The organism is Acinetobacter sp. CIP 101966 (assembly GCF_000369725.1).
Classification (GTDB): Bacteria; Pseudomonadota; Gammaproteobacteria; order Pseudomonadales; family Moraxellaceae; genus Acinetobacter; species Acinetobacter lwoffii_Q.
Map to the genome: position 1 here is coordinate 1,253,151 of NZ_KB850160.1, position 24,765 is coordinate 1,277,915.

24 protein-coding genes are annotated in these 24,765 nt (G+C 43.1%); 5 read left to right on the top strand and 19 right to left on the bottom strand.

All coding sequences use genetic code 11. The annotated features are described in order from the left end of the window. Positions 1-119: 119 nt before the first annotated feature. Positions 120-767, bottom strand: a complete 648-nt coding sequence (locus F891_RS12100) for an HAD-IA family hydrolase (RefSeq protein WP_004281744.1) — start codon at positions 765-767, stop codon at positions 120-122. Between the two features lie 98 nt (positions 768-865). Here F891_RS12100 and F891_RS12105 point away from each other — a divergent pair, with 98 nt between their 5' ends. Beyond that, positions 866-1,633, top strand: a complete 768-nt coding sequence (locus F891_RS12105; protein ID WP_004281743.1) for a hydroxymethylpyrimidine/phosphomethylpyrimidine kinase — start codon at positions 866-868, stop codon at positions 1,631-1,633. A gap of 110 nt (positions 1,634-1,743) precedes the next feature. Further along, positions 1,744-2,966 (top strand): IS3 family transposase gene (locus F891_RS17520; RefSeq protein WP_148335412.1). Its coding sequence is split into 2 segments (ribosomal slippage): positions 1,744-2,080 and positions 2,080-2,966, totalling 1,224 coding nucleotides; the frame shifts between segments, so codons are not numbered across the junction. 59 nt (positions 2,967-3,025) lie between these two features. On the opposite strand, the gene F891_RS12120 is transcribed toward F891_RS17520, so the two are convergent. The 15 genes from F891_RS12120 to acnD form a co-directional block, all read right to left on the bottom strand. Beyond that, the gene (locus F891_RS12120; RefSeq protein ID WP_005252694.1) at positions 3,026-4,084 is read right to left on the bottom strand and encodes a DUF1176 domain-containing protein; all 1,059 of its coding nucleotides are present in this window, start codon (positions 4,082-4,084) and stop codon (positions 3,026-3,028) included. Between the two features lie 3 nt (positions 4,085-4,087). Next, on the bottom strand, positions 4,088-6,526 hold the full coding sequence (locus F891_RS12125) for an AI-2E family transporter (RefSeq protein WP_005252696.1): 2,439 nt from the start codon (positions 6,524-6,526) through the stop codon (positions 4,088-4,090). A 121-nt stretch (positions 6,527-6,647) separates the two neighbouring features. Continuing rightward, the gene (locus F891_RS12130; protein ID WP_005252710.1) at positions 6,648-7,088 is read right to left on the bottom strand and encodes a YybH family protein; all 441 of its coding nucleotides are present in this window, start codon (positions 7,086-7,088) and stop codon (positions 6,648-6,650) included. Between the two features lie 428 nt (positions 7,089-7,516). Next, a complete protein-coding gene (locus F891_RS12135) occupies positions 7,517-7,879 on the bottom strand; it encodes a 5-carboxymethyl-2-hydroxymuconate Delta-isomerase (RefSeq protein ID WP_034436289.1) in 363 nt (120 codons plus the stop codon). A 136-nt stretch (positions 7,880-8,015) separates the two neighbouring features. Next, entirely contained in the window at positions 8,016-8,354 is a 339-nt protein-coding gene (locus F891_RS12140) for a zinc ribbon domain-containing protein YjdM (RefSeq protein WP_005263625.1), read from the bottom strand. 124 nt (positions 8,355-8,478) lie between these two features. Next, on the bottom strand, positions 8,479-8,925 hold the full coding sequence (locus F891_RS12145; RefSeq protein ID WP_004281736.1) for an SRPBCC domain-containing protein: 447 nt from the start codon (positions 8,923-8,925) through the stop codon (positions 8,479-8,481). 243 nt (positions 8,926-9,168) lie between these two features. After that, the gene (locus tag F891_RS12150; protein WP_004281735.1) at positions 9,169-9,558 is read right to left on the bottom strand and encodes a ribonuclease E inhibitor RraB; all 390 of its coding nucleotides are present in this window, start codon (positions 9,556-9,558) and stop codon (positions 9,169-9,171) included. A gap of 261 nt (positions 9,559-9,819) precedes the next feature. Beyond that, on the bottom strand, positions 9,820-10,752 hold the full coding sequence (locus F891_RS12155) for an SNIPE associated domain-containing protein (protein ID WP_004281734.1): 933 nt from the start codon (positions 10,750-10,752) through the stop codon (positions 9,820-9,822). A gap of 585 nt (positions 10,753-11,337) precedes the next feature. Continuing rightward, a complete protein-coding gene (locus tag F891_RS12160; protein ID WP_005252715.1) occupies positions 11,338-12,003 on the bottom strand; it encodes a pseudouridine synthase in 666 nt (221 codons plus the stop codon). 84 nt (positions 12,004-12,087) lie between these two features. Continuing rightward, positions 12,088-12,801, bottom strand: a complete 714-nt coding sequence (locus F891_RS12165) for an SIMPL domain-containing protein (RefSeq protein ID WP_004281732.1) — start codon at positions 12,799-12,801, stop codon at positions 12,088-12,090. Positions 12,802-12,923: 122 nt separating this feature from the next. Continuing rightward, positions 12,924-13,172, bottom strand: coding sequence for a DUF6868 family protein (locus tag F891_RS12170; protein WP_004281731.1), 249 nt, complete (start codon positions 13,170-13,172; stop codon positions 12,924-12,926). Between the two features lie 529 nt (positions 13,173-13,701). Beyond that, on the bottom strand, positions 13,702-13,965 hold the full coding sequence (locus F891_RS12175) for a hypothetical protein (RefSeq protein ID WP_004281730.1): 264 nt from the start codon (positions 13,963-13,965) through the stop codon (positions 13,702-13,704). 113 nt (positions 13,966-14,078) lie between these two features. Next, complete coding sequence (locus F891_RS12180) at positions 14,079-14,300, bottom strand: hypothetical protein (RefSeq protein ID WP_004281729.1); 222 nt, start codon at positions 14,298-14,300, stop codon at positions 14,079-14,081. A gap of 164 nt (positions 14,301-14,464) precedes the next feature. After that, positions 14,465-14,608 (bottom strand): zinc ribbon-containing protein, encoded by a 144-nt coding sequence (locus F891_RS17525; protein ID WP_004645925.1) that lies wholly within the window; start codon positions 14,606-14,608, stop codon positions 14,465-14,467. 503 nt (positions 14,609-15,111) lie between these two features. After that, positions 15,112-17,730, bottom strand: a complete 2,619-nt coding sequence (gene acnD / locus F891_RS12185; RefSeq protein ID WP_004281727.1) for a Fe/S-dependent 2-methylisocitrate dehydratase AcnD — start codon at positions 17,728-17,730, stop codon at positions 15,112-15,114. Positions 17,731-18,244: 514 nt separating this feature from the next. On the opposite strand from acnD, the gene F891_RS12190 reads away from it, so the two are divergent. Further along, complete coding sequence (locus F891_RS12190; protein ID WP_005252718.1) at positions 18,245-20,377, top strand: multicopper oxidase family protein; 2,133 nt, start codon at positions 18,245-18,247, stop codon at positions 20,375-20,377. Positions 20,378-20,491: 114 nt separating this feature from the next. Next, positions 20,492-21,217 (top strand): CAF17-like 4Fe-4S cluster assembly/insertion protein YgfZ, encoded by a 726-nt coding sequence (locus F891_RS12195; RefSeq protein WP_004281725.1) that lies wholly within the window; start codon positions 20,492-20,494, stop codon positions 21,215-21,217. 51 nt (positions 21,218-21,268) lie between these two features. Here F891_RS12195 and F891_RS12200 read toward each other — a convergent pair whose 3' ends face one another. Next, a complete protein-coding gene (locus tag F891_RS12200) occupies positions 21,269-21,514 on the bottom strand; it encodes a hypothetical protein (protein WP_004645929.1) in 246 nt (81 codons plus the stop codon). A 263-nt stretch (positions 21,515-21,777) separates the two neighbouring features. On the opposite strand from F891_RS12200, the gene F891_RS12205 reads away from it, so the two are divergent. Then, entirely contained in the window at positions 21,778-22,575 is a 798-nt protein-coding gene (locus F891_RS12205) for a tetratricopeptide repeat protein (protein WP_004281723.1), read from the top strand. A gap of 83 nt (positions 22,576-22,658) precedes the next feature. Here F891_RS12205 and F891_RS12210 read toward each other — a convergent pair whose 3' ends face one another. Continuing rightward, entirely contained in the window at positions 22,659-23,585 is a 927-nt protein-coding gene (locus F891_RS12210; RefSeq protein WP_004281722.1) for an AEC family transporter, read from the bottom strand. A gap of 60 nt (positions 23,586-23,645) precedes the next feature. After that, on the bottom strand, positions 23,646-24,755 hold the full coding sequence (locus F891_RS12215; protein ID WP_004281721.1) for an NADH:flavin oxidoreductase/NADH oxidase: 1,110 nt from the start codon (positions 24,753-24,755) through the stop codon (positions 23,646-23,648). Positions 24,756-24,765: the final 10 nt, after the last annotated feature.

Below are 24,765 nucleotides of genomic sequence, written 5' to 3' on the forward strand. Positions count from 1 at the left end.
GCTGCGGGATTTTTATTGAGATAACAATCTAATAAGAGAGTTGATCTGTATAGATGTAGCAGCTTATAGACAAAATATCTCTAAAAATCAGCTCAAATAAAATAAGCAAAAATTAGGGTTTATTTAAAATAATCTAGCAACTGATTAAAGCGGTCTATTTGATATTTAGGCTGTGCCAGTGCTAACTCTTCCTGACTACCATAACCATAATTTACCGCAATAGTATCAATACCATTTTGACGGGCACCAAAAATGTCATGCTCGCGATCACCGACCATCATGCATTGATCGGCCTGTAATTTTTGTTGCGCTAAAATATACTGAATCAGCTCGGCTTTATTGGTTCGGTCACCATTCAGCTCACTGCCATGAATGTCGGTAAAATACTGGGCCAGATCAAAATGTTCCAGAATCTGTTTGGCATACACTGTCGGTTTTGCTGTAGCGACAAACAAGCGATAACCACGGCGTTTCAGTTCTGCCAGCGTTTCTGCTACACCCTCAAAAACATGATTTTCATAGAGACCCTTGACTGCAAAGCGCTCCCGATAACCCATCAAGGCCTGTTCAGCCAGAACATGATCGGCCTCAACATTTAAAATTTTGGCAAGCGAGGCTTTTAAGGGCGGACCAATAATCCAGTCGATATTGATCTCGTCACTAATCGGATGACCAATTTTTTCCAGACCATAGCGTGCAGACGTCGTAATCCCCACTTTCGGATCGGTTAATGTCCCATCCAGATCAATTAAAATATTCTTAATCACCGCCTATCCCCTCTCATCAGCACCGATATAAATTAATATCGAGAGTTCATTCAAATTTGCCTATACTAATGCAATTTTAGTGAATGAAGGACATCATTTTGCGCCCTACCGTACTTTGCTTTTCCGGTTTAGACCCTTCAGGTGGAGCCGGCCTTCAAGCAGATATTGAAGCTATTGGTCAAAGTGGTGCACATGCGGCAATTGCCTGCACAGCCCTCACTATTCAAAATTCACAGCAGGTTTTTGGTTTCGAAGCCACTTCCAGAGAATTGCTATTGGCACAGGCCAATGCGGTGGTCAATGACCTGCCCATTCGTTGCGTAAAATCTGGCATGTTAGGCACCACAGACAATATCGTGGCTCTGGCCGAGTTTCTGACTGTACATCCAGATTATCTGTATGTGCTGGATCCGGTTTTGGTCGCCAATAGTGGCGGCTCGCTGGGTAATCAGGAAACGCTGGTCAAAGCATTTACCCAGCTGATTCCATTGGCCACCATTTTAACGCCAAATACGGTTGAACTACGCGCCCTGACGGGTGAGCAAGACCTCAAACTGGCCACTCAAAAATTATTTGAAATGGGTGCACAGGCAGTTTTGGTCAAAGGTGGCCATGAAGATACGCCAGATTACATTCAGAACAGCCTATATATCGCAGGTGAGCTGGTCAACGAAACTCGCTGTCCACGTCTGCCAGGTGAATATCATGGTTCAGGCTGTTCACTGGCCAGTTTCATTGCCGGACGTCTGGCCATGGGTGATCAGTTGAAAACTGCGGTACAGCATGCTGAAACCTGGTTATTTGGGGTATTAAAAAATGCTGAAATTCCTGTTCCAAATGGCCAGAGAATTCCAAAGCGTTTTTAAGATCACACTTCTTAAAATCAAAACTAAAAAAGCCTGAGTCATTCAGGCTTTTTTATCACTGATATTTTGTCCCGTCCTGAAATAAGTTTACACCTTAAGAGACTTATTTTATGGAACATAAACGAGAACAACGAGTTAAACGTACACAACGTGACTATAGCTTTGCCTTTAAAATGATGGTGGTACATGAAGTAGAAAAAGGGCAAATTACTTATAAGCAAGCTCAGGCAAAATATGGTATTCAAGGAAGATCAACTGTGCTGGTATGGTTACGCAAGCACGGACAACAGGACTGGACTTCGAATATGCCGACTTCTTCTAAACGCCAATTGACACCCCAACAACGAATCCGCCAATTAGAAAAGCAGTTAGCCGCAGAAAAGCTTAAAACTGAATTTATTCAGGATGTGATTTATCACATTGATAAAGAATGTGGGACTGATCTTGGAAAAAAGTATACCGAGCACGTTTCAAAGATTGGCAAAGCCAAAGAAGACTAAGCGTTTCACGTTATTGTCAGTGGTTGGGAATCACCCGACAAGCTTATTATCAAGCAGAAAAACGTGCTCAAATGACTGCACAAGCAACTGAACAAATACTTGAGTTGGTTATGGAATATCGCTGTCTCATGCCAAGTATCGGAACACGTAAGCTGTATTGGCTTATTAAAGGCAAATTGTTGCAACGTGGTTTAAAGTGTGGACGGGATCAGTTATTTAAAATATTGAAAGAAAATAACTTATTGATTCGCCCTAAGCGTCGCTATACAAAAACTACGGATAGCAAGCATTGGATGAAGAAGCATCCAAATTTATTAAAGGATTATTCAGCGGTGCAAGCCAATGAAGTCTTTGTTAGTGATATTACCTATGTTGAGAGTGCTGAAGGTGTGCATTATTTATCCTTGGTGACAGATGCTTATACCCGACAGATTAAAGGTTATAAGTTATCGAATGATATGCGTGCAGAGAATGTTGTGCAGGCACTACATATGGCGATGCAGCATGTGACAGATCGGGCAGCCAGGATGATTCACCATTCAGACAGAGGCTCTCAGTATTGCTCTGAGCTATATCAATCGGCATTGCGCCATTATGGGATATGTCCTTCCATGACAGATGGCAAGGACTGTTATCAGAATGCATTAGCAGAGCGAATTAATGGAATATTAAAGCAGGAGTTTTTAACCACGCGATGTCAAACCATGAAGGAGTTAGATCACTTAATTGCGGAATCTATCATGATTTACAATTGTTATAGACCGCATTTAAGTTTAAATATGAACACCCCGAATCAGATGTATGAGCAAACAAAAACCGAGCTAATTGCTTAACTCGGTTTGAAGTGGAATACTGTCAATCTATTTCAGGACAAGACATTTTATAAACAATACTATTTGGCCTGATAAATGATTTTGCTTACATAGGTCGGTAAATTCCAAGCACCACCGGCGAAGCCTTTGCATTGTACGGTCAGACCACTGAAGCTTTTGACAAATTTCTTGCCATTCCAGGCCCATTCGTTCTGACTCAGACAATCGCCCAAACCACGCACTTTATGCCCGGAAAATATCTGGCCTTGGTTAAATGTTTCTCCCGAGGTCGTCACCAACTGTTTAAATTGCTTGTTTCGATCCATCAGCCAGAAGCCACTACCCATATTATAAGCCCCACGCCAGCATGGAATCTGAATCAGTTGATTCTGGGCATTAATGGGATAAATGGTCATAACATCATCATCCAGAAAACGCTGGCTAAACAGCAAATCACATTGATCTTCCTTGGTGGTGGCTTGCAGTTTTCGAATCATCTGCTGACTTGTTGCCGTATTCAGTTTTGCTTGAGTGACTTTGCCTGACTGATATTTTGGTATCTGAATTTTCGGTATCGCTGCAGCTTTGAGCACCGCCTGATTGGATTTTTTCCCCGGCCTGATCAAGGCTGAGGGCGTAGAAAGTCGACGCTGAAATTCATCCATCTTGAGTAAAACGGCACTGGCACCGGAAGTCGACAGGTTCCAGCGTGATTGCGTATTCTTAAATACAACCGGAGCTGTTCCCTGTACAGCTTTTAGCAAGGCTCGCGTTTGATCAGTACTGAGGTGCCCTATTCCCTCCCGATTCAGACCAATCACACCATAAGGTGTGCTGGCAATTTGTAGCTGAAGCTGTCGTGTAGGTGTGGCAGCAGCTAAGGGTAAAATCTGGACTTGGGCTTTGATACTACTGTTTGCACCCGCAGCACGCTCTAGTAGCACCGAAACCGGCTGATCAATATCTTGATCCGATTGATAACCGGCAGCGCGGCAGGTGCCGGTATTATCACAGGAAATTTCCCAGTCTTTATGTAAAAAATGCAGTCCCTGAATAGCAGCCAGACTCCATGAACTGATACTGGCTAGACCAAATGTGATACTCATGATTTTGATGCTGTAAATCCATTTTTGTTTCATCATTTAGTCCTTATTTAAAACGCTTGCCGAGGTAGCAGGCTGCATCTGCTCAATCTGCTTCTGTTTATCTTTTTTCTTGCGCTCATTGCTCAGGGTCGCCATTAAATCCTGCGCCAAAGCCTTAAGCAGAATCATATCTTCGGCCTGCATCTGTCTCGGTTGTTTATCCAGCAGACATAGACTCCCAACCGCAATTCCATTTTTATCTTTTAAAGGCACACCAGCATAGAAACGGATATGATGCTGTCTTAATTCTGACAGATGTGGAAAGCGCGGGTCACGCTGCAAGTCTTCTATCACCAAAGGCTCATTCTGATAGAGCAAATGGGTGCAGACTGAATCCTTGCACATTTGTCGGGTTGCAACAGGCTCCTGAGTAAAAGGACTGATTGGAATATACATTTCATGCTGATTCAGCCAGGAAATTTGTGCGTAATCAACGTCAAAGGCTTGACGGGCTTCTTCAATATATTGTTTATAAAGGGTCTGATGACGATGATCCAATAACCCCAATTCATTTAAAGCCTGCTGCCGTTCTTTTTCATTCTTGATCTCCAGATTCTCAAACCAGCTTTCGCCTTCATTCAAGGTATAAGTTTCGATAGTCAGAATCAGATCATCGACATTATTGACCAATGCCTCCAGCTCAAAACGTTGTTGCAGTTCATCCAGAAGCTTCAGCTGCATCACGCCCCAAGTCGCAAAAATGATTTTCAGCTCAGGATATTGCTGCGCCAGTCTATATTTCAGCAGCCGAATCTGTGCCGCAGGCGCATGATGAAAAATCGACACACATAAAATCTTGATCGAAGCTGGCAGTACAATACCCTTTCCTGATTCACTCGATTGAATCAATACATCCGGATCATTTCGGGCAGCAATATTTTTGAGATTCAGCGCGTGTGCCAACATGGCAGAAATCTGGGTGTCAATTTCCCAACGTGCACCAACGCAATAGACTTCGGGCTGCTCGGCACTCATCTTACTCGGATAGGCTTTTTGAAACGCATGATTAAAGAACTGCAAGCCCTGATAAAGACGCAACCGGTGTTCGGCAGTGACATCGGTATCATGTCCTTGAGAATAAATCCGAATGGCTGGAATGGCCACTTCGCCATAGAACATTTGTACCCGACGGGCCACCTCCTCTTCACTGGGCTTTTTCGGTAATTGTGCACAGATGTAATCATTGGCTACCTGCATTGCATCATTGACTTCATCAGCCACCAGTCGTTGGTAAAAGCGTTCGGAGGGTGACAATACTGGCGTACTGCCAAGTAAGGTTTTGACAAAACCCAGTGCCGGTACATAATTGGACAAAACCAGCAGGCAGGCAGTCAAAGGCGTCGACAAGATCAGCCCTACCGGTCCCCAGAGGGTGGTCCAGAACGTAGCAGCCAGAATAATTGCCAAAGTAGACAGACCGGTACTTTCCCCATAGAGCCACGGTTCAATCACGTTATTGCTGATGAGTTCCAGCACCAGTATCAAGGCCACAGTCCAGAGCACCATGTCCCAGCCCGGATCAACGGCGAAAGCCAGCGTAATCGGGAAAATAGCTGAAACGATCGGGCCAACATAGGGTACAAAACGCATAACCACCGCAACCAGCCCCCACATAATCGCTGCCGGCACACCAATCAATAACAGCCCAATCGCCATGGGAATGCCATAAGTGACATTGACCAGCAGCTGCATGCGCAAATAGGTTCCGATACTTTTGCCGGCATCATCCAGCGCATCGGTGCCGATATTCAGATTACCGCCCAAGAGTTTCAGAAAGCGGTCATGCAGGTCTTTGCCATTGAATAAAATCAATACCATAAACAGGAACACAATCCCGATAATCGCCAGTGGATTCAGGATTTTATTCAACCAGTCCAGCGCAGCCTCTTCACTCGTTGGTTCCAAACCGACCACTTTGACATTCTGCACATTTGGGTCTTCTGTTTCCTGTTCTGGGGTGTCTATCGAATCTTCGACTGTGTCAAAGGTCTGGATCGCACCGTCCCACATGCTCGGTCCTTGACGGTAGTTTTCGAGCATTTTCAGTTTTTGCTGGATAGTGTCCTGATATTGCGGCAGTTCCTGACTCAGCTTGCCGAGTTGTACCCCCAGATAAGTTGCAGTGCCACCCAGAAAGGACAAGGTCAAGCACATGACCAGGCCAATCGCCGCCCATTGGGGACAGCCCCAACGCTTCAAACGGGAAACCAGAGGAGAAAGTAAAAATGCCAGCAGAATGGCCAAAGCCAGCGGAATAAAAATATCACGGCCAAAATACAATGCCGTCATGACTACAGCAGCAATTACAAAGCCTGCCATCATTCTGAGTGCATGTTGGGTGCGTTGCCGCTCGGACTGATCCGGCATCAATACTTCAGTCTGTTGTTGCAGGTTGGCCTGTCGTGGTTTTACTTGACTGTTCTTGTTGTTATCCACCTGAAAAGTCCTAAAATATTATTCCTTCAACATAATTTAGGACTTTCTATATTTTTGTTACAAAGGTATTCCTGTAATCATTTGCAAAGATATTTCACTTAAATCTTTTCAGGTAAATAGATTAACTCACGCTTTTGATCCGGCGCATTTTCCGGGTTTCGAGTTGCACAGGGACTGAAGTATGTTGATGCAGCAATTGCCATTTGCCCTGCTGCTTGCTCAGGCACATGCTGACCCGACACCAGCCCAGCTGGAAAATCGGTTCAATCACCGCATAACTCACCCGTACATAACCATCGACTACAGCCAGATCAGAAGTGACATGAATATTAAGGTCTTGGCGTTCGATGCGTATGCCTTCCGGTATAAATGCCCGATATTGCTGCCAGAGTGCCTGATAGGCTTCTACACCTTTCACTTCCATACTGACATCGACCAGACGGATATCGGGTCGGCATAATTGAACAATATCCTGAATTTCAAGTCTGGCTACGGCATTATCCCACTCCTGAAGAAATGCCATGACTTCCTGAGCCAATTTTTCATCCCCAAAAACCTGCATAAAATTTCCTTCAACCGGACAAGTCAGACCTGAAATCTGGGATTCAATCAACTCACCGGATTTCTGATCTTTTTGTTCTTATTATTATGCCTATGCTAAAGCGTTATTCTCGCTTTGCTCTTCCCACTGCCGGATTGGATACAGCTCACCTGAAGATTATTTTTTAAATTATTTTTATTTCAATCAGGATGAATATGCTGTTTCTAGATTGGATGATTCAAAAATCAGCAGCGATTAAAAGTTACTTTAGAACTTTTATCGCATGCCTGTAAATGACATAAAGCGTCATTTAAAAATAGAAATAATTTTAGATCTGAATAAAATAGCGAGCTGTTACAGACCAAGTCGATCTGTTTATAAATTTCGTATGGCATTGATAAGGTTTCAAGGCATTTGATCATATCATCTCAGCAAATAAAAGCCATCATTCAGATAACAGCTTTACGATAAGTCTGCTTTGGCATTTCAATGATTTCGACACAAAGCTGTATTTTTAATTCAGGTTGTGGCGCAATATATTGCTGCATCACGTCGAGCACCAATTCGGAAATCGCCTGACGAACTTCGACACTGCGCCCACTCAACAGTGAAACTTTGGCATGCACATAGGCCTGATCTGTAACAGCATTCAGTCCAATCACATAATCCCGCTGCATAATCGCACGACTTTTTAAATCATTGGGATCAGTGACATGGCCGGTGTTAAAAAGTGCCTGATGGATCGCGACCAATAAAGGTTTGATCTCGATATGTTGCAGATTGTCAGAATATTCCAGATGCAGGTGCGGTATTAAAGTGGTCTCAAATCGAAAACGTGAGGATCAGAGCGGCAGGAAAATAATCAGCCCAGAATTTCAGTAATAATGAGAATAATACGATACATCAACCGTATTATTCTCTCGTCAGAATTTTAGTCTAGGGCTAAATTTAAGCTTTCTTTACATATTCTGATTTCAGTTTCATCGGGCCGATTCCCTCGATTTTACAATCAATATCATGCCCATCGGCAGCATCAGGCAGCAAACGGATATTTTTTACCTTGGTGCCCACTTTCACCACTGAAGATGAACCTTTGATTTTCAGGTCTTTAATCACCGTTACGCTATCACCGTCCGCCAGCACATTGCCGTTGGCATCCTTAATGATCACTTGTTCTTCAGTGACTTCACCTTCTTTCCACTCGTGTTCGCATTCAGGACAGATCAGTAGATCGCCATCTGCATAAGTATATTCAGATTGACATTTTGGACAGTTTGGCAGATCCATAAGAACCTCGAAAAAAAGAGAAAAATAAAATAAATGAAACAAATAAGCGCACAGTATAGCATCTTTGTCTGGAGCACTCATGGATAGGACATTGGGATGAAACCTACACAGGAGATCGAAGGAATTAATTGTCTGCAATCTGGGGATTAACCAGCAAAGATAGGAGTTGCAGTGATTCCTGCCAGCTCAAATGACACACCGCTGGCGGCACCACATCCGGATAACCCACCTGAATAATATGCAAACCGGTACCGATTGACACTTTTTCAAAGATGATCGTCACCTCTATTTCACCCTGCAATTCCGGGGTAGAGAACTGATCGGTATAGCGCAGCAGCTGATTGGGAATGACCTCATGATAAATGCCATGAAAATGATGCTGGGTCCCGGTAGAAAAATTGGTAAAGGTGGTTTTATAGCTGCCGCCGGGTTTGACTTCCGCATGTTCTACTTTGGCAATAAAGCCATGTGGTGCCAGCCATTTGGCCAGTGCATCCGGATGCACAAAGGCACGATACACCCGCTCCGGTGGTGCACTGAACACACGATGCATTTTTAAGGTGTAACTCATTTTTTCTTGTCCTTTGTTCTTATTATTTTTTTATTGCGGGATATTCCCTACATTTATTGTGACTAAATCATCAGCCTGAGTTAAGTACTCATTTGAGTTATTTTATCCAGTTTTGAGCTGGCTATATATAATGAGTATGTATCTATACTCAAGCTCAAATCTTCGTGTAGCAATTAAATAGAGCAATAAAAAAACCCGGCAGCACCGGGTCTCTTATTTTAAATGCTTTAAATACAAGCATGATCAGCTACTACGCAGGCTGCTCTCTTCGTCATCCAGCTCATCATCATAGACATAGGCCATGCAGCCCCAGCCATCATATTCGCCCTGAAATTGTGCAGCGATTTTGCTGAACCATTGTTCCAGATCCACGATATCTTCGTAGGCAGGCTCCATATACACATAAATCGTGATAATCCATTCCAGGGTATCGCTTTCTTCGTCCTGAAACAGGCTGATTTTTTGCTCTTCTTTTAATAGATGCAAGGCACAGCGATCTGCCTGCGCTTCATCCGCAAAGGCAATCGAAAATTCAATTTCGTGCGCTTCTTGCAAGTCGTCGCCATCCTGATGCATTTGCCACAGTACATTGCCATTTTCATCGTCAGGGAATTGATTGTAATCACGTGACATAGAAGTATCCTTATTATGATGCTGTTTTATTCTGCATTTAAGATTAGCTGATTTTTGTACAATTATCGAGATACAGACAAAAAATATTATCTTTTAACCATAAATAAACATATGATTTTTATAAATATAAAAATAAGTAAGGGGATCAATATATTCGAGATTCCTCAAGGCCAAAAATCCTGAAAAATATCAGGATTTAAACCAACTTATAGCATTCAGAATACTCTGGTAAAAATCTTCTAGACCTATGAATGTCATGATCTACGCGATGTGTGGATGCAGATGGTCTTGTTTCAGTTGCAAAAGCAGCGCAGCAAACTTGAGTTCCTCTAGACGCAGATCAAGATAGGATTCCCGAATCATCGCCTGACTCAGTGCCTGCCCGGTATAATTCAGCAAGACATAATCATCCTTTAAGGCTTGCAGCATCTCGCCTAGATTTTCTGTGCTTAATTGAGAGAGATATAAATCTGCCTTACAGTTGAAAGCCAGACTAAGGATTTCAATAGTACTTCGACGGCGATTGTCGTCGACATAATTACAGCTCGCCACCTGCTGTGTTTCTATGGCCTGTTGAATTCTGTCACGGACATTGCGTAAATGCCGAACCGCATCCGTTTCGCTATAACCCTCAATCAGCTGCTCTAAAACCTGTGTTGCGGGAAGCTGCAAGCCGAAGCGCTGGGCCTGTATTTTATGCTCTAAAGCACTCAATACCTCTTGCAAGCGATGCTGTTGTTTGGCCTGTTCATAATAACCGTGCAAACTTTGTCGGGCCTCCTGCTCAACCTCGGCCACGGCCTGCGCCTGAAACTGGGCAAGATAATCTTTTACTCTTGCGATATAGGCTTTGAGATCATCGATCATGATCGAAGCATCCAGCTTGGTCGCTTCAACAAAGTTTTCGGCCTGCAAAGTCCGGTTAATAATATATTGCTCGATATCCCAGATATCCTGATATTTTTTATATTTATTCAGCGCAATGTTTAAACTGCCATTCTGTACCCGCAGTTGGGTGATTTCATAATTCAATTCATCAACTTGAGTTTCATAATCTGCCAATTTGCTGCGGGAATGATCCAGATTTTCCTGTAAAAACTGAATATTGCTGCGTAATGAAGCCTGTACCTTCAAGCTCCATAGCAATGCACATATTGAAATACTCGCGAGAACGAAGAGAGCCATACTGAGCATCGTTCTTTCCTTTAACCCCGGGCAGCGCCCTAAACCATCAAATTAAAAATTTATTATAAAGTAATGATTGATTTTGCATCACTTCAGCCAGATAAGCAAAGCCATTGATCACCACTAAGTCATTCATTCATTTTATTTTTCTACAAAATTTTTATGTGAAAGTCATGTAGGACAGACTGCTTTCCGGCTCAAATCAAATCTATTCTGAAACAACTTACGATATTTTTTATATCAAAGGATATAATTTGAAAGTTTAAAAATAATGAAAGGAAAATTAAAAAACCATAAAAATAAAGGCATCAGGCCTATAGTGGGAGATAAAAGAATAAAAATTCTCTAGGCTCATCATCAAGAGATAAACCGAACATTAAAAATTTATGTGCGGTAGTGACAACCGATCAGGCAATGGATCAGTAGAAAATTTCATTTGAACATGCTTGTAAAGCTACTCATCTCCAAGCTACTATCGAAATAAATTCTCACACTTTTTATTCGGGTTGCCCAGTTTAAGGGCTTGAACCTCATTATATTTATGAGCTTAAAAAGCATGTGTCCGGTTGAATCTAACTATTAAGCAGAATCAAATTAGAACGGTATGGCTGCCTTAATTTCGACCGGGACACCACTCAAAGGCTGGGTAAAAGCCAGATAACTGGCATGCAAGGCCATACGATTTAAAGGACTGCGCTGGGGTTCAGGATGATAAATTTTGTCGCCAGTAATGGGATGACCAATATGCAGCATATGGACGCGAAGCTGGTGGGAACGGCCGGTAATGGGGGTCAGTAACACCCGACTAATGTCTTGCTGAGGTAGATATTCTAATGCCTGATACAGGGTTTTGGCAGCCTTGCCCAGTTCAAAATGCACCATCTGACGCGGACGGTTTTCCCAGTCGGTAATCAAAGGCACTTCGACGCTGCCCTCACCTTCGAGTTTGCCTTGTACCAGCGCGACATAATTTTTAAGTACCGTGCGTGCCTGAAACATTTTACTCACCGCCACTTCTGCATCGCGGTGTTTGGCAAACATCAAAATACCTGAAGTGGCCATATCCAGACGATGGGTAATTTTGGCCTGCGGATATTTATCCAGCACACGTAAATAGGCACTGTCATGATGCTCAGGTAAACGCCCTGGAACTGACAATAATCCGGCCGGCTTTTCAATCACCACCAGATCATCGTCTTCATAAACAATATGCAGCGGTTCTTGCGGTGGACAATAGACAAAGTCGTTATTGATGGGCATTTTAAGGGTACAGCATCTGGAACAATGCGCGCAAAATAACAAGCGGCTTCTAGGCTGTCAATTACCGTGCTTGACCAGCTCAGCTTAATCTGCCAGATAATAATCGACCGTCGAGACTACACGCACTTTCTTCAAATACGGGGTATTGCTGTCGCGATCTTCAATACTAAACAGCCCCTGATTGGCGGACTTGATTTTGCCCAGACTGCTTTTTGAATCTGCCGCAAATTTTTCGGCTACACTGCGCGCATTTTCGGTGGCCTGTTCAATCATCGCCGGCTTGATGTCATTCAGCTTGGTAAATAAATATTCCGTTCTTTGTCCAGAATCATCTCCGGCAAAGGCAATGCCTTTTCGACCCAAAGCCACCAGACGACTTTGTGCCGCACGCACTGCATCTATTTTATGGGTATAGACTGTAATGGTCTGGCTGGCGGTGTAACGTAGCGCGACATTGGCATCCCCGCCATATTGCTGGGCGTATTTATCGGTGATACTCGGTGAAGCACTGGTAATTTCTTCCGTGCTAAATCCTTCATTTTTTAAGAAGGTCTGAATTTCCTGGGTATTGGTTTGCATGGTATCGTACAATTCGGCCAAATCCTGACTGCCGGCATTAAAGCGGATTGGCCATACCGCCACATCGGCTTTGACTTCGCGTTCCGACAAGCCTTTGACCGAAACTATACGTTCATACTGTTTAATTTTCAGCGCGCTATTGCCCAGAATCCATCCTGTAATAATCATTCCCAAGCCGATCAAGGCGCCTAAAATCAGGGCCGGTTTGAATTGATTCATCCTTCAACTCCTTTGAAATCTTTTTTCGTTCTTATTGATCCTGCCACGCTATCAAGTAGCGATAAAATGATACTAATTCAATCTTATTTTTATCACTCGAAGATTCAATCACAACATCGTACTTAACCTTGATTTATCAGATAGATTGCAATTAACGGCGTCAGGTTAAACAGCAGAATCCCAATTTTATAGAGCGCCATCCCTGAATAATGAATCACATCGAAACTGGTATCTGACAGCTGAAACCATTTTCCATGCACCTGTTTCATCCAGTTTCGGGCAAAGACAAAGACCACGAACCAGATCATGAGAATGACATAATTGATCAGTGTGCAAAACAGTAAAAAGCGACACCAGATATCGAGATTCATGAGGATTCCCCTAAGGGGCAGCTGATGTTTTAAAATAACAGATCATGTTGAGAAATGAAGGGCTTATTTGTATCTTGCGCAGCTAGATATTTTTCTTAAATTTATGATTTATATTTATTTTAATTTTTTATTCTGCGTATATTACTAGAGAATTTTTTAGGGTGTTGGGAAAACTCGCAATGGTTTACTTCAACTATCATTCTTTGTAAGACCTGATCTTATAGCCTATAAACTTTTGGTCTATAGCGTCCTAAGCCGGATCGAGACCTTTTGGGTTCGTACTGCACTCGCGTTTTGCGCCGCTCACAGCATGCTACTCTTTCCGATCCCATCACACCCTTGAAAGCTATATTAGGCAAAGATGGACGGGATTAATTTCCTATGTTTTTTTAATTTCGATTAAATCTGAAAATTTATTTCACTATTAACCCCAATATAGAGAAATAAATTCCATTTCTTATTTTTTACGCTTTTTTATTCGCCAAAATGAGACTTTATTGCAATTTATATTCAGGAAATAATTACTATTTTATTGAAAGAATGTTCCCTGAATCCATTGCGCACTAAACCACCAGGCACTGATCGCTGACATCCCGCACAGAAGATTGGCCAAGACCTTGTTGAGCCTGGTCAGTTCAGAACTATAAATTTTCAGATTAAGCAGATAAGCGATCACAGCGTAAAACGAGCCAATCGCGCCCCCAAAAAGAATCAGGATCAGCGGCCATGCAGAATAGAAATGGGCTTTTTTATCTAATTTTCCTGATTCTGGCGCGTGCTGTTGAATATCCATAGGTGATAGCCCTCTTTTTAATATATGCACTTGCACTATTTCTAGGCAGATATTTATCCTTTAGAAAATATTTGCCTTCTAGGACTTTCACTGAAGCAAGAAGCAGACCAGTTTTAACGTACAAAAAGCTGTCGGGTATGATGATTGATATAGGCATTTAGCCCATCCCCATATTGAGCGAGCTGTTTCATGTTTTCGACATGCTGATAACTGGCACTGCTATAGCTATAGGTATAAACTTTCGAGGTTTTTTTGAATTGAACGCGAATAAACTCGTTACCAATCTCGTAATTGGCAACACCTGAGTCGTGATTAAGATCAAGATAATGTTGCAATTGAGCTGCCCTAAATACTTTGAATCTAGAGTTTTAGATGGGGTTTTATTGATTATTTTTCAATCAATCTTAAACTATAAATAGGGATGTTTAAATAGCAAAAAGCCCTATCGAGTAATAGGGCTTTCATTCAAAACAGAGGGTAACTGTTTGAGTTGTTTTGCTTAGGCATTCTTATTGTTAAATTGATTGCCTTGGCATTTGGTACACGGTGGTAAACGATCAGTACCAATTTCTAAGTAGGTGCGGTGTCCGCATTGAACACAAAAATAGAAGCCTGTTCCGGGTTTTTCGCCAGCAGTAACCATCTTTGTTCTCCATGGTTTTAGAAATGGTCTGACTAGTATAACCCTCTGGTAATGAATGTCTATTGTCCATTTTTGTAAATGATAGTGTCGTTTGGGCAAAGTAGTATTTCTAATTATTATTTAGTAACTTATTAATTAAGTGATAATTTATTATTTTTTTCAAGTTAACTAGTTTAATAACATTGAGATAAGTGATGCATAAGGCCAAGTATAGCGCAGTGCGTTAATACAAAATTATCACCATAGCCATATGAAATTTTATATTCCCTTAAAGTTATAGACGTCTTTAATCATTGAGGAAGCTCAATTGCTTAAGTTTAAAAAGAAAAGTACCTGTTTGTATTTTCTTGATAAAGACATTAATGCTCTAAATAAAAACCCCACTTCACAGTAGGGTCTTTTTTAAACAATATCAACAACTTTAATCCACTCCAACCCTCCTTAAAAAAGTAGGGAGTTCCCCTCTTTTTCAAAGAGGGGCTAGGGGTGATTAAAAAAAAAGATTAAGCCACATTTCCTTCCAAGAAATCCTGTGCAAAGCGCTGTAATACCCCACCCGCTTCATACACATGTACTTCTTCTTCAGTATCCAGACGACAAGTGACTGGAACTTCAATAATCTGGTTCTTACCATCATCGGTTGAACGCTCAATCACTAAAGTTAAAGTCGAACGTGGCGCAATATTACCAATCACGCTATACAGCTCTGTACCATCAAGACCTAAAGTCTTACGATCTGTACCCGGCTTAAACTCAAGCGGCAACACGCCCATACCGACCAGATTGGTACGATGAATACGCTCAAAACCTTCAGCGACAATTGCTTCTACACCTGCCAGACGTACACCTTTCGCTGCCCAGTCACGACTCGAACCCTGACCATAATCCTTACCAGCAATAATAATCAACGGCTGTTTACGGTTCATGTAGATTTCAATCGCTTCCCACATCCGCATTACTTCGCCTTCAGGTTCCACACGCGCTTTCGAACCCTGCTTGATCGTGCCGTCTGAACGCACTACCATCTCATTAAACAGTTTCGGGTTGGCAAAAGTCGCACGTTGCGTCGTGAGGTGATCACCGCGATGCGTTGCATAAGAGTTAAAGTCTTCCTCAGGCACGCCCATTTTTTTCAGGTATTCACCTGAAGCACTGTCAAGCACAATGGCATTCGATGGTGACAAATGGTCGGTGGTGATGTTATCGCCCAAGATCGCCAACGGACGCATATTCGATAATGTACGCGGTGCAGCCAAAGCCCCTTCCCAATACGGCGGACGACGGATATAGGTACTTTGTGGACGCCAGTCATACAGCGGACTTGTTGCTTTTTCATTCACACCCAAGTCGAACATCGGAATATAGATTTTTTTGAATTGTTCTGGTTTTACAGCAACTTTCACCAGCGCATCAATTTCTTCATCCGATGGCCAGATATCTTTCAGATAAATCGGATTGCCGTCTTTATCGTTTCCTAAAGCATCTTTTTCGATGTCAAAACGAATCGTACCGGCAATCGCATAAGCCACCACTAAAGGCGGTGAAGCCAAGAATGCCTGCTTCGCATAAGGATGGATACGTCCATCGAAGTTACGGTTGCCCGAAAGCACCGCTGTTGCATACAGGTCACGGTCGATAATTTCTTGCTGAATTTTTGGATCGAGTGCACCCGACATCCCATTACAGGTCGTGCATGCATAGGCCACGATACCAAAGCCCAATTTTTCTAAATCTTTAAGTACGCCTGCTTCTTCCAAATATAAAGCAGCCGCTTTAGAACCCGGTGCAAAAGAAGATTTTACCCAAGGCTTACGGACCAAGCCCAATTCATTGGCCTTACGCGCCAGCAAACCGGCTGCCACCGTATTACGTGGGTTTGAGGTATTGGTACAAGAGGTAATCGCCGCGATAATCACCGCGCCATCTGGCATTAAGCCTTCTGCTTCTTGTGCGCGAGCAGCATCTAGATTACCGGCAATACCTTTTTCTTTCAGGTCAGAGGTTGATACACGTGCATGCGGATTCGATGGGCCAGCGATATTACGTGTCACAGTCGATAAATCGAAATGCAGCACACGTGGATATTCCGCTTGGGTCATATCCGATGCCCAAAGCCCGATCTCTTTGGCATAAGTTTCGACCAGTTTGACTTGCTCAGGCTCACGACCGGTCAAGGTCAGATAATCAATGGTGTTCTGGTCGATATAGAACATCGCAGCCGTTGCGCCATACTCAGGCGTCATGTTGGAAATCGTGGCGCGATCACCCACCGACATGCTGTCAGCACCTTCACCAAAGAATTCTAAATATGCGCCAACCACACGCTCTTTACGCAGGAATTCAGTTAATGCCAAGACGATATCCGTTGCGGTAATACCCGGCTTGCGCTGACCTACCAATTCCACACCAATGATATCAGGCAGACGCATCCAAGACGCACGACCAAGCATCACATTTTCAGCTTCAAGACCGCCCACACCAATTGAAATCACACCTAAAGCATCTGTATGTGGCGTATGTGAATCTGTACCGACACAGGTGTCCGGGAATGCCAGACCATCACGGTTTTGAATCACCGGAGACATTTTCTCCAGATTGATCTGGTGCATGATGCCATTGCCCGCAGGAATTACATCAACATTTTCAAACGCGGTTTTAGTCCATTCAATAAAATGGAAACGGTCTTCGTTACGACGGTCTTCAATGGCACGGTTTTTCTCAAAGGCATCCGGATCAAAACCACCAAACTCAACCGCCAGTGAATGGTCGACAATCAATTGAGTTGGAACTACCGGATTGACTTTAGACGGGTCACCGCCCTGTTCTGCAATCGCATCACGTAAACCGGCAAGGTCCACCAGTGCCGTTTGCCCCAAGATGTCATGACACACTACACGTGCCGGATACCAGGGAAAATCATGTTCCTGTTTACGCTCAATCAGCTGGCGTAAAGACTGTTCCAGAATGGCAGGATCACAACGACGCACCAACTGCTCTGCCAGGACTTTGGAAGTATAAGGAAGTTTGGCATATGCGCCTGGCTGAATATCTTCTACGGCCTGTCGCACGTCATAATATTCCAGCTGGGTGGATTGCAGCGGTTTACGGTAGTTGTTGTTCATAAGCTTGCCTGCCCTCGTTTATCTCTATTTTTATTCATCAATAGATATTGATGAGTTACTTTTGTAATAGCAGCATTGTACGCTGCACAAATAGCATTTCCCAAATTTTATATTTTTCAAATACTTAATTATAAAAATCGGTATTTTCGCAAGAATTTGTTACATAGACTTTAGAATTTTTGCTTTAAAGCGGTCTTTTGCTAAAAAAATCTGAATAATTCGCCTCATTCTTTAGTCTTATGTTGCAAAATATTTCTCTAAATTTTTATTTTATTATTAATATAAACCACTAATATCATTAATAAATAATTAATTTTATTTGCATTTTTCTAAAGATAAAAAAATATAGTCTCCCTGGTTTTCCTAGGCCTGTCCTGCCGCCGCATTTAGCAAAATTTCAATCCCCTAATTTGGGATAGCAGATTTTCCAAAACTATCAGAAGCTCAGTGTGACGCATATCACATTATTCGTAATCCTCACATTAAAACAATAACCATAACAGGCAGAACTGAAATGTTGAAAATCGCAATATTCGGAGCTATAGCCGCCATTTTGACGCTCTTAGCTCGCGGTTGGGATGGAACAAAAAATCCATCGCCGCCGTCAAATCCCCCTAACCCGTCCCAACCCTCTCATCCCTCACACCCCACACCTCCACCCAAGCCATTACATCCCGTTCCGACAACATCAGACAGCTTGATTAGCAACCCACCCCTGTTACCGAAAAGTGCCAAAGGCAAATATGAGCTGATCGTGGCCTATAAGACTAACAAGCTCTATAACCCCAGAAACGGCTTATGGGATCAGGTGCTGCTGAGAGGCTATTTAACCAAACCCAGTTTATTTGATAAGAAAAAAACTGGTGAATATGTTGAGGATCAATTGGTCGGGCCACAGATTCGGGTCAAACAGGGTGAAACCATGGCGCTTAACCTGAATAACCAGCTTCCACCCGAGTCAGAAACAACCTGTCCAACTCATGTCGAGAATGTAAATGAACCACACTGCTTTAATACCACCAACCTGCATACCCATGGCTTCTGGGTCAGTCCTCAAGGCAATAGTGATAATGTTTTCCTGAAATTCAAACCTCAGGAAAAATTTGATTATGAGTTCAAAATGGAACCGAATCATCCTGCAGGGACTTACTGGTATCATGCCCATCTGCATGGCTCAACTGCTCTTCAGGTGTCGAATGGCATGGCAGGCCCATTGATTATTGAAGGCTCAAGAACACCAAAAGTCAAAAATGGCAAAGTCACTTCAACTGGAGATATGGATATTCTATGGAAAGAAAAAAACAGTTACCCCAACGAAAACATCCTGTTGTTCCAGCAAATCCAATATCGCTGTAGCAATCCCGATCCTAATGTCACATTTGCTGTTCCCAATAACTGTGAAGGTGAAGGTGTAGGCATGCTAGAAAATTATAATGACCTGTCTATTGGCGGCTTCTGGACCAACCAGAATTACTACACGTCTATCAACGGTAAAATTGTGGGAGAAATGAAGGTTGAACAGAATGTATTTAACCGCTGGCGCATGATTCATGGCGGTGTACGCGATACTATTGGTTTAATCATTAAGGAAATTCCTGACTCCAGTAAGTTTACTGCAGAGCAAACCATTAAAGCCTGTTCAGCCTATCAGGAGGCAGACAAGAAAGCTGAATTTGAGAAGCTGAATAGCCTGAATGTGCATACCATCGCGCAAGATGGCTTAACCATGAATCATGTACAGACCAGAACCCTGTCCATGTTCCATCCTGGTTATCGTCATGATGCAATGGTTGCCTTTCCGACCACCAATAGATACTGCCTTTTTGACACCAAATTGAATATCGATGATGAAATTAACGCGCCATTACCCAATGTAGGTCCTCAAATTGCTCCAAATCACCGCCTCAATGCCCAACTGCTTGGATGGGTCAATGTCAAAGCAGCCAAGACCAAAGCTCAGACTGCTGCACAGTTCCTGAAAGATCGGGCACAAAAAATTGGTTTAAGCAAAGACATCCAGACCCAGTTATCTCAGCTTAATCTTTCTGCGTTTAGTGATCATCCATCACTGATGACGCCGGAAATTGATAAAATAGTTGCTGCCCGACCAAAACAATATAGTGCTTTTTCGCTCGGCCCCGACCCTAGAACTGGCATATTTAAATTTGGCTTCCGACATAAAAAAGATGGAGATACACTGAGTTTTGGAGATTTCTTTGATGGAGATGGTTCAGTAGATGGCGAATATGTCCGTCAGTTACAAGTTGGACAGACTGATGAATGGGAACTGACCAGCGCTGGTTTTGGTGGTCATCCGTTCCATATTCATGTTAACCCGTTCCAGATTGTTAAAATTTTGAATCCTCAAGGTAAGGATGTCAGTGAGGCAGTAGCCCCAGAAGATCCGGTAAATCCAGTTTTGGATGATGTGCAATACCGTGGCATGAAAGGACAGTTTAAGGACACACTTTTTGTAAAACAAAACTATACCTATATTGTCCGCAGCCATTACAAGAAATTTGAAGGTGACTTCGTACAACATTGTCATATCCTTGACCATGAAGATCAGGGCATGATGGAAACCGTACGAGTCTGTGGAGGCAAATTCCCTTGTGATTCACCATTACCGGCTAGCCATCACCACTAAAGATCCGCTCACTAAAAGCCAATGATTTCGATTGTTGGCTTTTTTGTTTGCCTCTATTTGATGCTTGCTGCACAATAACTGCATTGATTTATAGTATTCAAACCGGGGCTTATTATGGCAGCGTCTCCTGCTTTTACATTGTTTAGTCTGAATGGTGTAGATGCACAAAAATTCCTTCAAGGTCAGGTGACTTTGAATACTGAAACTTTGGCGGAAAACCAGACACGCTATACTGCGATCTGCAGTCTGAAAGGACGCATTCAATTTGGCTTGTGGCTTAAAAAAATCAGTCCGGAAAGTTTTGAAATCGTCAGCACTGAAGATCAGGCTACGGAACTGACCAATCATATTAAAAAATTTGGTGCCTTTTCAAAAATGAAACTGGAACTGGTCGGTCCAGTTTATCCAGTCATCAATGGCATTCATACTGACTTTGTGGCGACTGAAACCGATGTGACGATGTGGGAACAGCAAGCCATTGAATCAGGTCAGGCCTGGATTCAGGCTGCCACTGCAACCCTGTTTCAACCACAAGAATTACGTTTGCATCAACGCGAAGGCATTCACTACGACAAGGGTTGCTATCTGGGTCAGGAAGTGATTGCGCGTTTATGGTTTAAAGCCAAGCCAAAACACTGGTTACATCTGGTTCAAGGCACAGGTGCCGCGCCTGATGTTGCGACCAAACTGAATAATGATGTTGAAATCGTCAATAGCATCGCGATTGAAAATGGTTATAAAGCGCTAGTCGTGGCAAAACCTGAAGCATTGGCTGAGCTAGGTCTCGAAGTTCTGGAGCTTCCTGAAGCTTTGAGCGGTGATGTAACGCGTCCGCAATAATCACTGCATAACTCATAAAAAAGCCAAGATAAAATTCTTGGCTTTTTTATTTTAGAAGCCATGAAACAGCTTGTTCATGTCTTTTACCACATAATCTTTAAAATGATAGGCCCGCGCATGTTTGGCATCAAACTTTGCCGTGAGTTCACCTTTTTGAAAGACATATACTCGGTCTTCCTGACTCATCAAAAACTCTGCACCAAGTTTCATCAGCAGCGCATCAATCTTGTCTTCATCGGCAATCGATTCATCAGCATTGATTCTGTCATAGTGACGTTTAATGGTTTTGACAAACATGGTTAAATCCTGGGAGTCTGATTCAAACCGAGATTTAATCAGAGAAGTCGGCTGAAGCAAAGTAATCCTTTTGATATCTGCAGGATTGATCAGAAACCTGTGCAAATCATGCATCGATTTAATCGGTATATTGTGCTTCGATGATTTGTAATTAGTGACAAATTGTATATTTACAAAGCACAAAATCCTTTTATGATGTAAGTGAAAATGATTAAAACGGCACCAAGGAATAAGGTGCCAGCAATAATAAGGTTATAGGAACCATGAAAAAATTAGTACTCGCTACAGTTCTTGCCCTTTCTGCGCAATTCGCTCTGGCAAATACCGTAAAAGATCAAGTCGATCCCCAATTCCAAAAAGTTGAGGCCATGGTCAAAGCCAATAATTTTAAAGGTGCCTATGACGCTTTGAATCAATTGGCCAGTCAGGGAAATGCCCAAGCTTTATATAACTTAGGCTATTTGACCCAAACCGGCCAAGGTACAACCAAGGACGAGAAAAAAGCCATTCAGCTTTACGAGCAGGCAGCCAGCAAAGGCTATCCGGTGGCCAATTATGTACTGGGTAAAAACTATGCAGCCGGCACACTCGGCCTCAAACAGGATTTGGCCAAAGCCAAACAGCATCTGGAACGCGCTTCAGCAGCCAAATTTGATGATGCCAGCATTGATCTGGCCATACTGCTATTTTCTGAAAATACGACAGCGTCAAATAAAGCCGGACTACAAAAGCTGCAACCGCTGATCAGCAAAGGCAATATGCAGGCCATTCATGCCAAAGCCTTATATGACATCAGCAGCGGTTTCAAAAACAAAGATGAAAAACCGATTCAGCAAGGCCTAAGCAGCATTCAGGAACTCGCCAAAAAAGGTTATATTCCGGCGCTGATGGCAGTAGGTAATATGTTTGCCAATGGCAGTATTGTTCCGCAAAATCTGCCAGAAGCTAAGAAAATCTTTGCTGCATTGGCGCAGCAAAATGTTCCGCAGGCCAAAGAGTCTTTGGCAGCGGTAGACAAAATGCTGGCTGAGCAGAAAAAAGCGCCTGCGAAGAAAAGTTAAGTTAATTCCACAAAATTAAAATATAAAAAGCCCCATGCAATTTGGGGCTTTTTTTAGTAGCAGAGCATCCATCTGCTAAAAGATTATCCCCACCACAAGGCAATTAAGCCACTGGTCACGATAAAACCGACAATAGTACTCATCAACAATGGCGTTAAGGTTCGATCATTCAAACCATACGCCTGTCCCAGCATGCCAAAAATCGTCGGCATCGGCAAAGCTGCAATTAGCGTACCAGCATGGACCATTTCCTGACTTAAATCAGTTAACTGGCTCAGTCCCAGATACATCAATAACGGCATCATGATATTGCTGGAAAATACCAGATAGAAACTTTGCAGGTTGACATATTTCAGACTCATTCCCACGATCCCACCTCCAATGGCAAACAAGGCCAATGGTGAGGCCGTCTGACCAATCAAGGCAAAGACCTGATCGAGATAGACTGGAATTTTAATCTGGAAAACTGCACAGGCCATGCCCAGCATCACTCCCATAAATAAGGGATTCTTTAGCAAGGTCAGTAGCACACTTTTCAAAATGGCGCCAAGGTTCGCCTGATGTTGTGTGCCCAGCGCAGCCATGACCAGCACCAGCGGAATCAGCAACACGCTTTCAATGATGACCACCAGAGAGGTATAGGTCATCGCCTGTTGTCCGATCAATAAGCTAAGCACAGCTGTACCAATCAGCCCGGTATTTGACATTGCAGCACCCAGCGACAAGACTGCACTTTGCGAATGCGTATTCTGAAAATGACGGCGCATGATCCAGAAACCGCTACCATAGAGCAGTAAGGTCACGCTGCTATACACGGCAAAGTATTCAAAATACCAGATTTCATGCAGGTCTTTGGAGGCAAGGGACTGAAAGAACAGCAAGGGCAAGGCTACTTTAATCACAAAGGCACCGACCGTCCCCACCTGTTCTTTGTTTAACACTTGACTCTTTACAGTCAGATAACCCAGCGCCAACAATAAAAATATGGGCACAATGACCGCAAAAATCATAATGCAGTATCCTCTTGCCAGTGATATTCCATTATAAGAATTTCTGAGACTAAAGCAGTGTTAAAAAGGCTCAAACAGGTGATTCAAACCATGGGGTGCAGAGCGCAGATATTGCGGTGAAATCTTGATTTTTTCCTCAAGTGCTGCCGCTGCATGCCAAGGCCAATGGGGATCATAAAGAATGGCACGAGCCAGTGCGATAGCGTCGGCTTGGCCCTTTTGTAAAATATCTTCTGCCTGCTTAGCTTCAGTAATCAAACCGACGGCAATCACGGGAATATTCACGACTTTCTTGATCGCATCTGCAAAAGGCACCTGATAATTCGGCTTCACATCAATGTTCTGTTTGGCATGTAAACCGGCACTAGAAATATGAATATAGGCAGCACCCGCAGCTTCCAGTGCTTTGGACAATTCAATTGAAGAGTCAATGGTCCAGCTATCTGGCTGATCCATCCAGTCGCTGGCCGAAATACGCACTCCAATCGGATAACCGTCTGGAACCGCCGCCTTCATGGCTTGTAATACTTCCAGAGTCAGGCGCATCCGGTTCTCCAGTGAACCGCCATACTGATCATCACGTTTATTGGAAAGTGGTGACATGAACTGATGCAGTAAATAACCATGCGCTGCATGCAGCTCAATCAGGTCAAAACCAGCCTCAACTGCACGTTTGGCACTTTCTGCAAAGTCAGCAATGACCTGCTCAATTTCCAACTGGCTTAATGCCTTAGGTGGATGTTCATCGGCCTGAAAAGGAATATCACTGGCAGAAACAGTTTGCCAGCCATGTGCTTCATTCGGCTTAAACTGACCTTTACCTGCCCATGGTTTATCTGTGGAAGCTTTACGTCCGGCATGTGCGAGCTGAATGGCAAAAGGCATCGGGGAGATGGATTTGACTTTTTCTAGTAAAGTCTTGATCTGCTTTGCCTGTTCGTCATTCCATAACCCCAGATCGGCATAACTGATCCGGCCTTCTGGCTGTACCGCAGTCGCTTCGACGATACATAAACCTGCACCCGATAAGGCATAGTTAGCCCATTGCTGCTCGTGCCAATAGGTAATTTCCCCCTGCTCTGTTGCAGAGTACTGACACATCGGCGCAATTACGATTTTATTTTGAAGTTGCAGTGATCCAAATTGAATAGGTTGAAATAGTAATGCCACGCTGTATTTC

Coding starts and splice junctions, on each gene's coding strand:
- F891_RS12120 (WP_005252694.1), bottom strand. CDS start 4,084: ATGAAACAAAAATGGATTTACAGCATCAAAATCATGAGTATCACATTT.
- F891_RS12130 (WP_005252710.1), bottom strand. CDS start 7,088: ATGCAGGTTTTTGGGGATGAAAAATTGGCTCAGGAAGTCATGGCATTT.
- F891_RS12140 (WP_005263625.1), bottom strand. CDS start 8,354: ATGGATCTGCCAAACTGTCCAAAATGTCAATCTGAATATACTTATGCA.
- F891_RS12145 (WP_004281736.1), bottom strand. CDS start 8,925: ATGAGTTACACCTTAAAAATGCATCGTGTGTTCAGTGCACCACCGGAG.
- F891_RS12150 (WP_004281735.1), bottom strand. CDS start 9,558: ATGTCACGTGATTACAATCAATTCCCTGACGATGAAAATGGCAATGTA.
- F891_RS12155 (WP_004281734.1), bottom strand. CDS start 10,752: ATGCTCAGTATGGCTCTCTTCGTTCTCGCGAGTATTTCAATATGTGCA.
- F891_RS12160 (WP_005252715.1), bottom strand. CDS start 12,003: ATGCCCATCAATAACGACTTTGTCTATTGTCCACCGCAAGAACCGCTG.
- F891_RS12165 (WP_004281732.1), bottom strand. CDS start 12,801: ATGAATCAATTCAAACCGGCCCTGATTTTAGGCGCCTTGATCGGCTTG.
- F891_RS12170 (WP_004281731.1), bottom strand. CDS start 13,172: ATGAATCTCGATATCTGGTGTCGCTTTTTACTGTTTTGCACACTGATC.
- F891_RS12175 (WP_004281730.1), bottom strand. CDS start 13,965: ATGGATATTCAACAGCACGCGCCAGAATCAGGAAAATTAGATAAAAAA.
- F891_RS17525 (WP_004645925.1), bottom strand. CDS start 14,608: ATGGTTACTGCTGGCGAAAAACCCGGAACAGGCTTCTATTTTTGTGTT.
- acnD (WP_004281727.1), bottom strand. CDS start 17,730: ATGAACAACAACTACCGTAAACCGCTGCAATCCACCCAGCTGGAATAT.
- F891_RS12190 (WP_005252718.1), top strand. CDS start 18,245: ATGTTGAAAATCGCAATATTCGGAGCTATAGCCGCCATTTTGACGCTC.
- F891_RS12195 (WP_004281725.1), top strand. CDS start 20,492: ATGGCAGCGTCTCCTGCTTTTACATTGTTTAGTCTGAATGGTGTAGAT.
- F891_RS12200 (WP_004645929.1), bottom strand. CDS start 21,514: ATGTTTGTCAAAACCATTAAACGTCACTATGACAGAATCAATGCTGAT.
- F891_RS12205 (WP_004281723.1), top strand. CDS start 21,778: ATGAAAAAATTAGTACTCGCTACAGTTCTTGCCCTTTCTGCGCAATTC.
- F891_RS12210 (WP_004281722.1), bottom strand. CDS start 23,585: ATGATTTTTGCGGTCATTGTGCCCATATTTTTATTGTTGGCGCTGGGT.